The organism is Paenibacillus campinasensis (genome assembly GCF_002272015.1).
GTDB classification, from domain to species: Bacteria; Bacillota; Bacilli; order Paenibacillales; family Paenibacillaceae; genus Paenibacillus_AQ; species Paenibacillus_AQ campinasensis.
The window spans coordinates 1-16399 of the sequence record NZ_NPBY01000014.1; the positions used below are offsets into that span (position 1 = coordinate 1).

The 16399-nt window shown below is 52.4% G+C and carries 14 protein-coding genes; 9 read left to right on the top strand and 5 right to left on the bottom strand.

Annotated features, from left to right (window positions below; all coding sequences use genetic code 11):
• Together CHH67_RS05035 and CHH67_RS05040 are read left to right on the top strand one after the other, a co-directional pair.
• The coding region (locus CHH67_RS05035) for a GerAB/ArcD/ProY family transporter (protein WP_144029240.1) at positions 1-946 on the top strand (946 nt) is incomplete at its 5' end.
• 186 nt (positions 947-1132) lie between these two features.
• Positions 1133-2146, top strand: coding sequence for a 3'-5' exoribonuclease YhaM family protein (locus CHH67_RS05040; protein WP_095263900.1), 1014 nt, complete (start codon positions 1133-1135; stop codon positions 2144-2146).
• On the opposite strand, the gene CHH67_RS05045 is transcribed toward CHH67_RS05040, so the two are convergent.
• Positions 2071-3546 carry a HAMP domain-containing sensor histidine kinase gene (locus tag CHH67_RS05045; protein WP_095263901.1) on the bottom strand — a complete coding sequence of 492 codons (1476 nt, stop codon included), beginning with the start codon at positions 3544-3546 and terminating at the stop codon, positions 2071-2073. The genes CHH67_RS05040 and CHH67_RS05045 overlap by 76 nt on opposite strands.
• Positions 3543-4232, bottom strand: a complete 690-nt coding sequence (locus CHH67_RS05050) for a response regulator transcription factor (protein ID WP_095263902.1) — start codon at positions 4230-4232, stop codon at positions 3543-3545. The genes CHH67_RS05045 and CHH67_RS05050 overlap by 4 nt, the downstream gene beginning before the upstream one ends.
• 204 nt (positions 4233-4436) lie before the next feature.
• Here CHH67_RS05050 and CHH67_RS05055 point away from each other — a divergent pair, with 204 nt between their 5' ends.
• Positions 4437-5675: a DUF418 domain-containing protein gene (locus CHH67_RS05055; RefSeq protein ID WP_095263903.1), complete on the top strand. Its 1239-nt coding sequence runs from the start codon at positions 4437-4439 to the stop codon at positions 5673-5675.
• Between the two features lie 389 nt (positions 5676-6064).
• Positions 6065-7141, top strand: coding sequence for a bifunctional 3-deoxy-7-phosphoheptulonate synthase/chorismate mutase (locus CHH67_RS05060; protein WP_155617701.1), 1077 nt, complete (start codon positions 6065-6067; stop codon positions 7139-7141).
• A 135-nt stretch (positions 7142-7276) separates the two neighbouring features.
• On the opposite strand, the gene CHH67_RS05065 is transcribed toward CHH67_RS05060, so the two are convergent.
• On the bottom strand, positions 7277-7966 hold the full coding sequence (locus CHH67_RS05065; protein ID WP_179292060.1) for a G1 family glutamic endopeptidase: 690 nt from the start codon (positions 7964-7966) through the stop codon (positions 7277-7279).
• Positions 7967-8176: 210 nt separating this feature from the next.
• Between CHH67_RS05065 and CHH67_RS05070 the strand changes: the two genes are divergently transcribed.
• The 4 genes from CHH67_RS05070 (at position 8177) to CHH67_RS05085 (ending at position 12172) form a co-directional block, all read left to right on the top strand.
• A complete protein-coding gene (locus CHH67_RS05070) occupies positions 8177-8593 on the top strand; it encodes a VOC family protein (protein WP_095263905.1) in 417 nt (138 codons plus the stop codon).
• Between the two features lie 362 nt (positions 8594-8955).
• Positions 8956-10350, top strand: a complete 1395-nt coding sequence (locus CHH67_RS05075; RefSeq protein ID WP_095263906.1) for an ABC transporter substrate-binding protein — start codon at positions 8956-8958, stop codon at positions 10348-10350.
• Positions 10351-10431: 81 nt separating this feature from the next.
• The gene (locus CHH67_RS05080) at positions 10432-11322 is read left to right on the top strand and encodes a carbohydrate ABC transporter permease (RefSeq protein WP_095263907.1); all 891 of its coding nucleotides are present in this window, start codon (positions 10432-10434) and stop codon (positions 11320-11322) included.
• A 16-nt stretch (positions 11323-11338) separates the two neighbouring features.
• On the top strand, positions 11339-12172 hold the full coding sequence (locus CHH67_RS05085; protein ID WP_095263908.1) for a carbohydrate ABC transporter permease: 834 nt from the start codon (positions 11339-11341) through the stop codon (positions 12170-12172).
• Between the two features lie 245 nt (positions 12173-12417).
• Here CHH67_RS05085 and CHH67_RS05090 read toward each other — a convergent pair whose 3' ends face one another.
• The gene (locus tag CHH67_RS05090; protein ID WP_095263909.1) at positions 12418-13743 is read right to left on the bottom strand and encodes an alpha-L-fucosidase; all 1326 of its coding nucleotides are present in this window, start codon (positions 13741-13743) and stop codon (positions 12418-12420) included.
• Positions 13744-13861: 118 nt separating this feature from the next.
• Between CHH67_RS05090 and CHH67_RS05095 the strand changes: the two genes are divergently transcribed.
• On the top strand, positions 13862-14692 hold the full coding sequence (locus CHH67_RS05095; protein WP_095263910.1) for an AraC family transcriptional regulator: 831 nt from the start codon (positions 13862-13864) through the stop codon (positions 14690-14692).
• A gap of 86 nt (positions 14693-14778) precedes the next feature.
• Here CHH67_RS05095 and CHH67_RS05100 read toward each other — a convergent pair whose 3' ends face one another.
• Positions 14779-15918, bottom strand: coding sequence for a zinc-dependent alcohol dehydrogenase (locus tag CHH67_RS05100; protein WP_095263911.1), 1140 nt, complete (start codon positions 15916-15918; stop codon positions 14779-14781).
• Positions 15919-16399: the final 481 nt, after the last annotated feature.

The following is a 16399-nucleotide window of genomic DNA, read 5'->3' on the forward strand; positions in this document are numbered from 1 at the left end:
CAATCTGCTGATGGTTCTGATGTATATCGGAATCGTTCGTCTCTACCCGGGAAAGACGATCTTCGAGATCCATGAGCAAGTTCTCGGCAAAGTGTTGGGTAAGGCGCTCAATCTGCTGTACCTGTTCTACTTTTTGATTTTGACAGGCACGCTGCTTGGGAACCTGGGCTTTTTTCTGACGAGCGAGATTATGCCGGAGACGCCAACGGAAGTGATTCAGCTGTTGTTCTTGCTCTCGGCGGTCATTTGTGCCCGGATGGGGCCGATTATACTGGCCAGGGTCGGTGAGCTTGCCTTTCCCTGGATCGTATTTCTGTTTCTGGTTCTTGTGTTGGGGCTCATTCCACAGATTGAATGGGATTATATTAAACCGGTGCTTGAGGAGGGCTGGGGGCCTGTATTGACAGCGGGGCTCCATTCCTCGATGTTTCAGGAATTGATTGTATTGCTGGTGTTTTTTTCGTTGGTCAACAAAAGAAAGGACGGTGAGCGGGCCTATGTGCTTGGCGCATTTAGCGGTGAAGTTGTACTTGCGATCATCACGACACTGAGCGTGCTTGTGATGGGCATCGAGCAGACGGAGAACAGCACATTTCCGGCATTCGCCCTGGCCAAAACGATTAACGTCGGCAACTTTTTTCAGCGGGTGGAAGGGATTTTAATTACATTATGGGTATTGACCTTCTTCCTTAAAATCTCCCTCTTGTTCCTGTCCATTCTTGAAGGCTTGCAGAGCGTATTCGGCTTGAAGGAACAGCGTTCGTTGATTTATCCGCTGTCGATCATCTTTATCATCGTATCCTGGAACACGTACATCAACACCGTGTATGTCTCGGATATTATCCAGAATGTATGGGTTGGGTATGCCATGCTTCATTTGATAGCCATTCCGCTACTTGTCCTGCTGATCGGCGCCGTTCGGAGGAAGCTGCTGGGCGGGCGTTAACTTCAGCACGGAGATCAGTGCGGAGCCATGCCGTTTGCGTGGCTGTCTCTTCCTGGATGCAGACGGGCGGATGCCGAAACGCGGATCTGCCGTTATAATAGGGTGTAGGCCTGTCAGCTTCGCTGCAGGCTGTTCGGGGAGGCATGGCACAGCTGAAGCCCCCTGTAACAGCATGGGAGGGGACCTATGAAACCGATTAACCAACTCCGCATTCAGGATGAATTCGTGGGCTTTTATTTGTTGAAGGAACTGAACCTAAGACAAACGAGCGGTACACCGCCGAAGGATTATTTTGACATTGTGCTGTCGGATGCGACCGGGCAAATTTCTGCGAAATACTGGGATGTGACGATCCAGGATAAAGAGACGTTTTTTCCAATGCAGCTGGTCAAAATCCAGGGAACGGTGCAAAGCTACCGGGATCAGCCTCAAGTCAAAATAAGCCGCATACGCAGGGCAACAGACGATGACGGAGTGTCGATCACCGATTATGTGAAAGCCGCCCCGCTTCGCCCTGTCGATCTGCTCCATACGATCAAACTGGCGATCAAGAGCATTGCGCATGAGGAGATTCGCATGATTGTGACGTATTGCGCTGATAAGGTGGAGGACAAGCTGATGCATTATCCGGCTGCGAAGTCCTATCATCATGCTTATTTCGCCGGGCTCGCCTATCATATTGTCCGCATGCTTGAGATCGGCGATTTCATCTGCAAGCAGCGCCCGTTCCTCAATCCGGATCTGATCAAGGCCGGCATCATTCTGCACGATATTGCCAAGCCGGAGGAAATGATCGCCCAGATGGGCATCGTGACGGATTACAGCAATCAGGGCAAGCTGATCGGGCATATTGCGCTTGCATCCGGCTGGATCGTCGAGGCGGCCATCTATCACGGCATTTCGCTGGATTCCGAGCTGGTGCTCGGGCTGCAGCATCTGGTGCTGTCCCATCACAATCTCGGCGAATGGGGCAGCCCTGTTCAGCCTCAAACGGCGGAAGCGGTGGCGCTGCACTATATCGATATGATGGACGCCAAGCTTCAGATGGTGGAGGACGCCCTCGATACGACCGCGCCATCCGAACCGTGGACGCCGATGATTCGCGGACTTGAGAACAAGGCGCTCTATCGGCTTAAGATAGAGGAAGAATCGGTCCGCAGCGGAAATGAGAAGGAGACCATCGCTCCGCCTTCCGGATGATTCGCTGCGGTAATCTGACCGCCGTGATGGGAGACGAGCAATTTGGCGATATAGAGGCCGAGGCCGGCATGTCCTTTCTGCCTTGGGGCACGTCCTTGCCCTTGATAGAATCGTTCAAACACTTGCTTCAGCTCCTGGCTGTCAAATCCGTTACCTGTGTCAGAGATCGCCATCTTCACTTGATGCTCGTTCATCTCGATGCTCCAGGTGATGGTCCCGGCTGCCGGTGTATGACGGATGCTGTTGGCCACGAGGTTGTCCAGAATTTGTGCGATCCGGTATGGATCGAACAGAATGGGCTGAACAGACGTCCGTTCATCCTGGCATGCTGCTGTAAACGTGATGTTCTTATCAGCGCACAGCGCTTTGTACTCGATGGTTTTCTCCTCTATAAATTCCTCTATATCCATTGGGATCGGCTGAAGATGAAAGGACATATGTTCAAGCTCAGCGATGGTGTTCATATCCTTCAGCAAATGGGCAGCATTGGCGGTGTTCCTCTTAATCACGTTCAAGTATTGGGAGACTGGAGATTCCTTGCTGCCTCTATTCATTTCCTCAAGCCCTTCGACATGGCCCTGGATAATCGTAAGCGGGGTGCGCAAATCATGGGCAAGTGCAGCGAACATCGTCTTGCGCTCCTGCTCTTGCTTCCATTCCCTCTCCAAGGATTGCGCCAGCTCCTTTCGCATCTCCTCAAAAGCAACCGTCAGCTCATTCATCTCGGTAACCGGGGAGCTCTCGCTCATCGAAAAATGAAGGTTCCGCTCCTTGATCCGGCCAGCTCCATCCAGCAGCTGTTGCAGCGGCCGGCTGATCATTCGGCTGATTTGTTTGCCGAACAGATAGGTGAACAGCGCGATGTAAAGAAAGGGAGTCAGGAACAAGAACAGAACGCCACTGTTAATCCAGGGACTAAGACCAGGATTGACAGCGGTCATCCTGAGCGAATATTCCAGCAATAGCGTACCTACCTGTTCCCCGTTATGGTCATGAATCGGCACAGACCTCGTAATATTTCCCCCGATCCAATTCGCCGGAGTCACTTGAACGGCTGCTGCATCCTGATTCCATCGCTTGGTGATCGCGGGGTCTCCGTAGAGAAATTGCCCTTTGCTAGCCACAACGCCATAGGATATGCCGGAAGAAGGAATCAGCTGTTCCAGCTCGGCCTGTGATTCCAGGCTCAGCAGGAGCGCTCCTTTCGAATTGGCAAAATGCTCGATAGCCGGAATCTGCTTCTCGTAATAATTGGCTGGACGCAGCACCTCATGCTGAAACAGAAAGCTGACCAGAGCAGCCAGCAGCCCCCAGGTAAGAAGTGTTGCGATCAGGCTGAGCGACAGCACCGACAGAAAGCTGCGGATGAATATACTTTTGACCGGCCGCTGTCTGCTCATTTGACCTCCCATTTATATCCGATGCCCCATACGGTCTGTATATAAGTGCGATCCGGGATGCAGGCCGCGAATTTGGCCCGGATTTTCTTGATATGCTCGGTGACAGTTGCATCGTCGCCTTCAGCGTCCCAACCCCACAATTTCTCGTAGATTTGCTCCCGCGTAAACACCTGCCCCGGATGCATGGCCAGCAGCTCTACAATTTTAAATTCCTTGTTGGTTAGTGAGATATCCTGACCATTCCCGTTTACCGTATAGCCTTTGCAGTCAATGGTTAAGGAATGGAAGCGGAGAACGCTCTGGTCCTGGGGCGTGAGTCCCCGCTTCTCCCGTCGCAGGTGAGCGTGAATTCGGGCTTTCAGCTCCGCCAGGCTGAACGGCTTTAACAGATAATCATCGCCGCCCGCCGCCAGCCCCTGAATGCGATCGGTTTCACTCTGGCAAGCGCTCAGGAACACGATCGGACACTGCGTAAATTCCCGGAGCCGCCGGCATGTCTCAAAGCCATCCAGCTCGGGCATCATCACGTCTAGCAGGATCAGCTCAGGCTGAAGCTGACTTAATTCCAGCGCCTCCCGGCCGTTTGCGGCGGTGAATACCTGATATCCCTCCCGCTCCAATGCGTCTTTCATAAAAGCGATAATTTCCTCTTCGTCGTCCACTAGCAATATACGTTCTTGAGTCATACAGATCCTCCGTCAGTCTATGAGATCGGTTAACTTCATCCTAGTATACATGGATTTTCTAAAGAAGCGATAAAGAAAGGGCCCGGAGCTAACCCCAGATAAGAGCTATCACAGCGATTCAGGAGCGCATACATGCGGCTTTATAAATTCTTTATGCTTATGGATTAACCTTGCATGGACCAACATTGTGGAAGGATGATCGACATGACAGACGTACGGCAGCAAAGAATTACACTCATAGACAGCTTGAGGGGATTTGCTTTATTGGGCATATTTCTGGTAAACATTCTTTTTTTCACGACATCGCTCCAGACGATTTCGTTTGGCGTGGACCTGTGGACTGGCGGGTACAATGAAGCGCTTGGCATGCTGAAGGACATTTTCATCAACAGCAAATTTATTCTGATCTTCTCGTTTCTGTTCGGTTTGGGGGCGGTACTGCTCCAGAACAGCTGCGAGGCGAAGGGGCTGAGCTTCCGTCGTGTTTATGCCCGGAGACTGACGGCCTTGCTGGTGATCGGTCTGATTCACGGCATGCTGATATGGTATGGCGACGTTTTGACGCATTATGCGATTCTCGGCTTCCTGCTGCTGCTGTTTATCAAGCGCAAGCCGAAAACGCTGCTTATCTGGTCGCTCATTTTGCAGCTGATCGTTCCGGTGCTGGTCGTGATCAGCAGCCTGGCTTCATCTGGCGATCCGCAATTCACCACATTGAGCGGGGAAGAAATGCAGCAGACGGCACTCTATTATCAAGCGAAGGATGCGGCGATCTATGGCGCTGGAGATGCGGGGCAGATTTTGGGGCAAAGGCTGAACGACTTCATCGCCTCGATTTTTAACATGATTCTGTTTTATCCCCAAGTGCTGGGTTTGTTTCTGTTAGGCATGTATTTCGGCAAGCGCAGGTTTCTGCATGACGTTGCCGGGCACCGGGCGCTGTTCGTTAGATTGGCTTGGATCGGAGGCGTCTTGGGACTTGCCGCGCAGCTGGCGATGGCATGGACGGAGCTGTCGTTTGCCATGGAGGCCGTTATGCTGTTCGTTGGCGCGCCCCTGATGTCACTGGCCTATATTTCGCTATTTGCGCTGTTGTACCAGAACAAGCGGTGCCAGAAGGTGCTGCGGGTCTTTTCCTATCCGGGTAAAATGGCCTTCACCAACTATCTCATGCAATCGGTTATTTGTGGCTTTATCTTTTATAGCTACGGCTTGGCGCTGTACGGCACCGTGGACGTTGGAATCCAGATGCTTATTGCCCTGGCGGTCTATGCCGCGCAGGTGATCTTCAGCATGCTATGGCTGCGCCTCTTCCCGATCGGCCCGTTAGAATATGTGTGGCGCTTGTTTACTTATTGGGGGAAACCGGTGAGGAAGGGAGCAGTGTCACATCAGGCTAGCATCGCTAGCGACAAGGACAGCAGCCGAGCGAACCGGGCTTGAAACCATTTTTCAAGAAACCCTTGCAATACCATTCCGAGTGTATTACAATGCATTATAAATTCATGACATGATATGTTATACAAGCAATGAAGGAAAGAGTAAGCACCGGAACTTCCCGACAGGAAAGGGCTGCCACCGACTGAGAGCGCCCGGGCGAAGCGTCTGCTGCCGAAGTTCATTCCTGAGCTGGTATCCTGATAGCGGTGCGATTGCGCTGCGGTAGGGATATCCGTCCACCTCGCGTTAAGAGGCTCAAGTGAGATATGCTGCGGTGAATACGATGGACGCACATATCTAATAAGGGTGGTACCACGACTCCTCGTCCCTTGACGGACAGGAGTCTTTTTGATTTTCAGATAAATAATAATGAGTGAAGGAGAGAAACCGTTATGAATATTAATGAAGGTCGTTTGGAGGAGCTGCGCTCCCAGCTCGATTCCGTCAATTTGCAGCTGCTTGCACTGCTGTCGGAGCGGGCACAGCTGGTTCAGGAGATTGGGGAAGAGAAGCAGAAGCAGGGCGTGCCTGACTATGATCCGGTCCGTGAGAAGAAAATGCTGGATAGCTTGGTGGAGAACAATAGAGGGCCGTTCGATAATGAAACGGTCCGCCATCTGTTCAAGCAGATTTTCCAGGCTTCGCTCAAGCTGCAGCAGGTCGAGCATAAGAAGCATCTGCTGGTCAGCCGCAAGAAGAAGCAGGAGGATACGGTGATCCAGTTGGGCGAGACCGCCATTGGTGGCGGACAGCCGGTTATGATCGCTGGACCGTGCTCTGTGGAAAGCTATGAGCAGGTGCGCCAGGTGGCTGCAGCGCTCAAGGAGGCTGGCATTACCGTGATGCGCGGCGGAGCCTTCAAGCCGAGAACATCGCCGTACGATTTTCAGGGGCTGGGTATTGAAGGTCTGAAAATTCTGAAGGAGGTTGCCTCCGAATTCGGGCTGAAAACGATCAGTGAAATTGTGGATCCGGCGCATGTTGAGCTGGCCTGTGAATATATCGATGTCATTCAGATCGGGGCTAGAAACATGCAGAACTTCGAGCTCCTGAAGGCAGCGGGCGACGTCAAGACCCCGATTCTGCTGAAGCGCGGTCTTGCGGCGACGATTGATGAGTTCGTCCATGCGGCCGAATATATCGTGTCCCGCGGCAACACGCAGGTCATGCTGATTGAACGCGGCATTCGAACTTATGAGAAGGCCACGCGCAACACGCTGGACATCTCGGCTGTGCCGATTCTGAAGCAGGAGACGCATCTGCCGGTGCTGGTCGATGTGACGCATTCCACAGGCCGGAAGGATATTCTGGCTCCATGTGCGAAAGCCGGGCTGGCTGCAGGTGCGGACGGCATTATGGTGGAGGTGCATCCGAATCCGGCGACCGCACTGTCCGATGCTGCCCAGCAGCTGAACATTCCGGAGTTTCAGGAGTTCCTGGCGACAGTCAAACAATCCGGTTTGCTGTAAAGCGGGCGGGGCGTAATTCAGCCCCCTGGCATTAGAGGTCCGGCCCTGGCATCCGAAGGTGCCGGGCCGGCGATATAGCGCTATGTACGCCGCGATCATCTCTGATGATGCGGCGTTTGTCTTGTCCAGGGCAAGTTATGCGCGGACCTGGTTTTTCACGACAAAAGAGCTTCCCGAAGATGACGGTTTGCATGGGAGGGATACGATGCGATGATGTTGCAGCATCCCGATCCTCTGCGAAGGGGTGAACTTCGGGTTGCAGCCATTCACACGGCTGCGGACGAAAGCGACAGGGGAAAGTCGAGCAAGGCTGGACTGGCTCCCGTTCACGGTGGGCGCCTCCACAATCCATTCAGCCGAAGTTTGCGGACCATGATAACTCTGCACCGTTTTGAAGGTCCAGCCCCGGCTCAGGTTTTGCAGGCGGATCAGCCACTTGCTGCCTTTTAATTTGGCAATATAAGCGCGCATAACATCGCCCGGTCTCACCGGCAAGGAGATACGGGTTTCGTAGCTGGGGAGAATCTCCCACCAGGCATAATACTGCGCGGTGCCGTTTACGAAGTGATGCGCGGTACCGGTCTGGATCAGGCTGCTGTTGTTGTAGCCGTCAATTCCGACCCAGGCCGAAGAGTAGGAAGATCGTGAAGTAGGCAGAACGAAAGGAACTGTCCATTCTCCGGAGATGCAGCTGTACTTCCCTTTTCTGCCTGTGAGGACATATCCGCTCCAGTTGCTGGAGTAGGGAAGAGACGCGCTGCTCTTGCCTGGACGAGGAACGAGGCAGCAGGTACCGTAAGCTGGAAGCTTGCTGATTGTGCTCATATATCCACCACCTTGATCGATTTGGGGCATGCTGGATTATGAAGCATCCCAGCATTGTCCACAGTATATTAGATGTAAGCAGGCGGGGAATGGTATGGTCATCGTTTCTATTATTTTTTCGTTTGTTATGTAATGGTTGCAGCCGGGTAAAAATGATAGAGACATCGTGAAGCTGAACATGCCATCTTATATCAAGAAGGAGAATAACTCATGCCAAATGAATTTTGGGTTAACCTGCCTGTGGAGAACCTGGATCGGTCAAGACAGTTTTATAAGGAGATCGGATTTACGTTCCATCCCGAGTATGTTGACCGGGACGATACGGCAGCTCTGCTGCTGGGCGATAACCAAGTGCTGGTGATGCTTCTTCCTGAGGCGGCATTCTCAACCTTCACCGGTCATGCCCCGGCGGAAGTGAGCGGCACAGGTGTGGAAGCGTTGTTATCTATCGATGTAGGCAGCCGGGAGCGCGTTCACGAAGTTATCGGCCAGGCGGTAAAAGCCGGGGGGACGATCTTCAGCGAGCCTCAGGCCCAGGGCTGGATGTACGGAGCCGGATTTGCCGATCCGGATGGCCACCGCTGGAATGTGCTGTGTACAGATGTGAACCAGGTGCCGCAGGAATGAAAGACTTCATGCCAGACGGAAGCGAGGCAGAACGTGATTCCCTACTAAAAGAATATATAACATCTATTACAATTTAAACCATAATATACCTGATTGTAAGAAAGCCATCGCTCTATCCAGCAACGGAATTGTTGGTGCCAATGTGATGATGCGAAAGCTTGGAAAGCCGCAGTGTTGCGGCTTTTTTCTGTTGTTCGGAGCACTGCTCTGCTGATGCATGACAGCCATCTTCCTATCCGTTCCCCTAAAAAGTTCCGAATATCTTCACAATCCCATCAATATATTTTAGTAGACGCTTTCTGTAAGCGGATACAACAAAATGCCAAAGAAGTGACGGTCAATGGACTAAAGGAGGGAACAGAATGAAAGGCGGCAAAAGGGGACTGATGCTGATATCATCGGCACTCAGTTTGTCACTGTTGTTTGGATGCGCGGGCGGGGGACAGTCGTCTGAACCCGGTTCGCCGGAAACGGGGGAGGCGGGAGAAAATGCAAAAACGGTCATCTCGGTAACCTTCCGCGATGACGGGATCGGAGAGAACGGGGCCTTCTATAAATGGTTGAAGGAGGTATCCGCAAGTTACCCGAACCCGGATGTGGAGATCAAGCCGACGCCGATCCAGGCATCCGAGGGCGACTATTTTGCCAAGGTTGCATTGGCTCTGAAATCCACGGAGACCGCACCTGATATCGTCACCGAGGATACGTTCATCCTGAATTCGGACGCAAGCGCCGGATATCTGGAGCCGCTGGATGACCGCTTGCAGGACTGGGAGGACTGGAATAACGGTTCCTTTATTGAAGCGATGAAAAAAGGGGTGACTGCCAGCGATGGCAAAGTGTACGGTGTGCCGTACAACACGGATTCCCGTGGACTCTGGTATAACAAGGAAATTTTCAAGCAGGTAGGACTTCCTGAGGATTGGCAGCCGAAGTCGTGGGAGGAAGTGCTTAACGCAGCCAGAACGATCAAGGAACAGGCACCGGATATCGTGCCAATCTGGATGAATATGGGCAAGGCTACCGGGGAGGCGACCTCCATGCAGACGTACGAGATGCTGCTCTATGGCACCGGGGAGCGCCTGTATGATGATGCCAGCGGCAAATGGATTATCAAAAGCCAGGGCATCCTTGACGCGCTGGGCTTCGTGGAAACCGTGAACAAGGAAGGACTGGGTCCGCCGCTGTCCAAAGTGCTGAACGGTCAGGCCGGCAATACGGCCTCCCGGGAATATCTGCCGCAAGGAAAGCTGGCGATCTCGCTCGACGGCTCCTGGATTACCGGCAATTATCTGGAGACGGGGGCGGCGCCTTGGCCGGAATATAAAGATGTGCTCGGATTTGCCCCGATGCCGACCAGCGAGGGACAGCCGCCCGGATCAATTACGCTGGCCGGAGGCTGGGCATTGTCGATTCCGAGCAATTCCAAGAATAAGGACGAAGCTTGGGAATTCATCAAATATGCATTGAACAAGGACAACACCCAGAAGCTGGTGACCAGCTCCGGAAATATTACGGTGCGTACCGATGTTGCCAAAGACCCGGGGTATACCCAGATGCCGTTCAATGAAATTGCGACCGCTTATTTGCAAAATGCCGATTTCAGACCGTCGCAGGAGAAGTATCCGGAGGTATCCACGCAAATCCAGACGATGGTTGAAGCGGTGGCTACCGGAACCTCGCCTCAGGATGCGATGAACAAGTATGCCCAGGATGTCACCCGAATCGTAGGCGCCGACAATGTTGTAGAGAAATAGTGACGAGAACAGAAGCCTGCTCAAGCGCGACCCGCCTGAGCAGGCGGTATTTCGATTCCCTGCATGAAAGGAGCTAGGTTCATGAGCAGCTTGACGATAGGCTCACAGAAACCGAAAAGAAGCACCTACACCTGGCTGTTTTTTCTGCTTCCGTCCGTGGCGATTATGCTGGTGTTCTTCATCTATCCGATCCTGCTCACGTTCTTCTATTCGTTTACGAACCTCGCGTTGACAGGGGAAGCGGCCAGGGAGCTGAAATTTGTCGGGCTGGACAACTATGCCCGCATGTTCCAGGATCCTACGGTGAAAGTAAGCATCTGGAACACGCTCGTATTTCTGATCGGATCAGCGGTGATCGGACAGCAGGTGCTCGGTTTTCTCATTGCGCTGCTGATGAAGCAGCGAAACCGGACGTTCCGGCGTGTCATCGGGACGATCGTGCTTGCAGGCTGGGTTACGCCCGAAATTGTATGCGCATTGTGTCTGTACAGCTTTTTCGGGGATGACGGGACGCTTAATGCCATCATTACGTCGTTTGGATTCTCGGAAGTGACCTGGCTGTTTACCGTTCCGATGTTGACGGTCATATTGGCGAATATATGGCATGGCACGGCATTCTCGATGATGGTGTTTCAGGCAGCGCTGGACGATGTTCCGAGCGAGATTGAGGAGGCTGCCGTCGTCGACGGGGCGTCCAAGTGGAAAATTTTCACCTCGATCATCATCCCTTACATTAAAGGCTCCATTACAACCAATGCGATGCTGGTCACGCTGCAGACGCTCGGGGTATTTGGCCTTATCTATGCGATGACCGGCGGCGGGCCGGGCAATTCAACGATGACGCTGCCGATCTTTATGTACAACCAGGCGTTTGTTAATTATCAGCTCGGCTACGGAACAGCCATCTCGTTGCTCTTGCTGCTTATCGGCATCGTGCTGAGTCTGCTCTATATCCGATCGATGAAAGAGTAATCAGGGAGGAGTTCGTATGAATGCCAGGCAACGAAAGCTCATCTACCGAATACTGCCTTACACGATACTGACCGGAATCGGGCTCTGTTTTCTGCTGCCGCTGCTGTGGGTGCTCGTGGCTTCCGTTGATCCCAATGCCATGCAGTCCCTCAAGCTCCCCAGCCAGCTGACGATGGGAAATTATGTTGAGGTTATCACGAGTCCTGAGAATCAGCGGGCATATCTGATCGGTCTGGTCATTTCGCTTGGCCAAGCCGTGCTTGTCGTGCTGCTGGCGCTGCTGGCCGCTTATCCGCTGTCCCGGTATCAGATGAAATACAAGAAACCGTTTATGCTTACAATTCTGTTCATGACATCGCTTCCGATTACCGCGGTCATGATGCCGGTCTATCAGCTGTTTCTCGGATTGAAGCTGTATGACAGCATTGGCGGCGTCATTCTGTTCTATGTGGCATCGTCGATGCCCTATGGCATTTGGATGATGAAAAATTTTATGGATTCCGTACCGCGGGATATGGAGGAAGCTGCCTGGGTGGACGGGGCTTCGCTGCTGACCGGTATCCGAAGGGTAGTAGCTCCGCTCATGGTGCCCGGAATCTGCACGGTGGCGATCTTTACCTTCTCCGGCAGCTGGGGCAATTTCTTTGTCCCTTACATTCTGCTGCAATCCCCGGAGAAGTTCCCGGCTGCGCTGAAGCTGTACCAGTTCTTCGGACAATACGGGATGGTGGATTACGGCAGTCTGGCGGCATTTTCCGTCCTCTATGCCGTTCCGGCTATCGTGATGTATGTGCTGTCCCAGCGATTTATGTCCCGCGGCTTCGGTCTGCAAGGCGGAAGCAAGGGATAAGGGTCGCGGGAAAATGCAGAAGACTGGAAACGTTATTGAACCAACAATGCCTGTTCTGATTGATCACGGAGAAGGATCCGCATACTAGACGTTTAAGGCCAGCATCAAATGCTCACTTTGATGCTGGCCTTCTATCATAGTGATATCGTCGGTCTTTCATACAATCCACGTGATTTGGAGCTATGATTAATCCTGATCCTGACGATCAGACCTGATCAGACTTGATCAGATGGGATCAGACATGATCAGATGATCAGCTCCAGCTCGATGACCGTGTTGCGCTTATCAGGGAGCGGATAGGTGAAATGCTCGGGACGGGCAAAGCTTATAAACGCATCCTCTATGAATTCTGCGGCACTCCACGGTCTGCCAACGAACACTTCGGAGCCGTCAGCAAGCAGGCGGGCGCTCTTGATCTTGTCTGCCAATCCGGGCAGGCTGATCGGTCCGATCGATTCCTCGAACAGATGGGCGTACAGCTTGTTGCCTTTTTGCGTATAGCGTCCCCACTCCGGCTTCGGAAAGTCGGCGGCCCGGCAGCCGTGAATGCTGTCCCCGTTCTTCTTCATCCAGTCCCCGATCTCCTTCAGAATGTCCAGGCTTTCCTGAGGGATGGCGCCTTTCGCATCAGGCCCGACGTTGAGCAGCATATTCCCGTTCTTGCTTACGCATTCCACCAGCTTGCGGATGATCGTTGTAGCCGATTTGTAGTTTCGGTCCGCTGCGGCGTACCCCCAGTTGTTGTTCAGCGTAATGCAGGCTTCCCACGGAATCGGATCACCCTGTTCATTGACGAGACCGCGGGGAGGAATAATCTGCTCCGGTGAAGCGAAATCCCCGCTGTATATCGAAGGATTGGCAGTATAGATGCTTCCGCCCTGCTCGCCGCTGCCTTCTAGCCGGTTGTCGATAAGGATATGCGGCTGAAGCTCGCGGATCATCTGAACCAGCTCGGTTGCACGCCATTTCTCTCCGGTCATCTCATCATAGGAGAAGTCAAACCACATAAGATCGAGCTTGCCGTAGTCTGTCAGCAGTTCCCGAACCTGGCCGTGCATGTAGTCCAGGTAGCGGCCGAAGGTGTTCGGGTCGCGCTTGAATGCTTCGTTCTCCCGCATCGGATGGATGCGGTCGCCGTAGGCAGGATAGTCTTCATGGTGCCAGTCGATCAGCGAGTAATAGAGTCCAACCTTCAGCCCTTCCTCTCGGAAGGCCTCCAGAAATTCTCTGACCAGATCGCGGCCAGCCTGGGTGTTGGTAGATTTGTAGTCCGTAAGCTTGCTGTCAAACAGGCAGAAGCCATCATGATGCTTGGCTGTCAACACGGCGTATTTCATGCCGGCTTCCTTGGCCGCCTTGGCCCATTCCCGCGGATTGTAATGGACAGGATTGAATTCGTCGTAATAGGTCTGATACTGCTGGATGCTCATTTTCTCCGTGCTGCGAATCCATTCTCCTCGGGCAGGAATGGCATAGAGCCCCCAGTGGATAAACATGCCGAAGCGGTCTTGCTCAAACCACTGTACACGTTCCTTGCGCTCCTGGATAATGGGATTGGTATGATTCGTCATGGGATCAGTCCCCCTGTTCCTGGTTTATCGACCATGATTGTAGCAATTATATGGTAGTATGAATAGACAATTACTTAACTAATAAGGGTATTATAATAACTTTAGAGGATTATCGAAGATGAAGAAGAGAGCGCAGAACGAACAGGAAGCGATTCAGCAGATGCTGCTTCATATGCAGGTTCAGGTGCTGGAAGCGGAGTATACACAGTGCTGGCCGGAATGGAAAGAATTCGATTATACGATAGACTACAATAAACTCTACTGGATTGTGGATGGGGAGGGGTGGCTCAAGATCGGCGATAAGGAGCTGTATCCGAGGCCGGGCCAGCTGATTCTGATGCCGGCGGGTACGAAGCAGTCATATTCCACGATCAGCGATCGGCCGTTCCTGAAGTATTGGTGCCATTTTACAGCCACGGTGGGAGATTCGGAAGTGTTCTCCTGGCTGGATGTCCCGCTTGTGTATGACGGGTTTGATCCTGAGCTCATGACCGGGGTATTCTGCGAACTGGTTCAGGCAAGGCATCAGAAGACGGTCTCCTCCAGGCTGAAGGAGAAGTCTGCCGTTCTGGATATTTTGTCCCGTATTTTGGATAGGACGACGCCTGCGATTCATCCAGACAAAACGTGGGAGATGCAGCGTCTTGCTATTGTGCAGCAATACATCCAGGACCATCTGCACGAGGAAATTACGCTTGAGCAGATGGCTGCCACCATTCATCTTCACCCGAATTATTTTATCAAATACTTCAAACGTCATTTTGGTACAACACCGCAGAAATATCTGAGTATCAAACGGATGGAACAGGCCAAAATATTGCTGAGAACATCGACGCTGAGCATCAAAGAGATTGCGGACGCAACAGGCTTCGAATCCGCCAACTACTTCTCCAAAACCTTTCGCCAGAGGGTCGGATACAGTCCCTCTGAATACCGGGCGAACATGTGATGAGCGGAATATGGTTGTGAGATTGGAGAGCCGTACAGCAGCTGCGTGATCGTGTGCGAGTTGCAGGTTAGGTTGAGAAGATCTCGTTATGGTTTCAATACAACCTTGATGCATCCTTCTTCCCGATTGTTAAACATTTCGTACGCTTCACCCGCTCGTTCCAAGGGCATTCGGTGTGTCACAATTTCGGTCGGGTCAATCTGTCCGCTGTTGATTAGGTTATACAATTCGGGCATGTAATGAATGACTGGGGTTAGTCCCATCTTTAACGTGATGTTTCGTTCATACAGGTTGCCCAGCGGGAACAGGTTGTAGACGCCGCCGTATACACCGGCCAGCATTATGGTGCCGCCTTTTCGGACCGCTTTGATGGCCATCCGGATCGCACTCATGGGCCCGCTTTGAATCATCAATTTCTGACCGATGTTCTCAATCATGGATTTTTTGCCGTCCATGCCGACGCAGTCTATGACAATATCGACGCCCCCTTTGGTGATCTCGCGGATATACATGCCCATATCGTCATAATCTTCGAAATTGTAAACTTCCGCCTGATTCATGCTTTTGGCTTTCGCGAGGCGGTAGGGGACGCGATCAATGGCAATCACCCGGCTGGCGCCCATCATCCACGCAAACTTCTGGGTCATCAACCCGATCGGACCGGAGCCGAGTACAGCGACCGTATCGCCGGGCTTCACGCCGGCATGCTCCACGCTCCAGTACGCTGTCGGCAGCACGTCCGACAATAACAGAAGCGCCTCATCCTCCAGTTCGCACGATTCAGGAATGACAAAGGGCATGAAGTTCCCGTACGGGACGTGGAGATATTCGGCTTGTCCGCCGGGGTACTCTCCATATCTTCTCGCGAGTCCCAAATAGCCGCCGCCGTCCACGATGCCTTTGTCGTTTGTGACATCACACATGCTCTCCAGGTCATGCTGGCAATAATAGCATTGTCCGCAGGATACGGTGAATGGAATGACGACCCGATCGCCTTTTTTGACAAGGGTAACTTCAGGACCGACCTCCTCTACAATCCCCATCGGCTCGTGACCGATAACGTATCCTCGCTCGGTAGGCATGACCCCTTGATATATATGCAGATCCGAACCGCAGATGGATGTCGACGTCACCCGGATGATGATGTCGTCCTTTTTTTTCAACATCGGGTCGTTCACCTGTTTGACCTGAATATCCTTTTTGCCTTGAAAAGTGACGGCTTTCAATGCATTCCCTCCTTATATGCGCTATACGTTAATGTGCCCTTTTTGGAGTTGAATATGACGGGTTGCGTCAAATAAACACCTTGTTGCTGGTTGCTTAGCACGATTATCCCGTTTGATCAGGTGACCGAGAACCGAGAACAGTGAACAGTGAACAGAGAACGGGGAACAGTGAACAGCGAACTGAGAACCGAGAACAGTGAACGGGGAACAGAAGCTCGAAGGAAGAACGCTAGACTTTTACGGTAGGGTGTCGATCTCAAGACGAAGAGATCATGGATAAGACGGAGATCAAGCTCAATATGGGGATCAATCTCAATATGGAGAACAAGCATAGATGGAGATGAAGGACAGGTGGAGATCAGCACAAGGTAGAGATTAGAGATCAAACACAGATAGAGATCAAGCGCAGACGAATATCAACGGCAGACGGCAGATCAAGGTCGCGGCGCGAGGCCAAGGGCAGACACAGGAAAACGAAAAC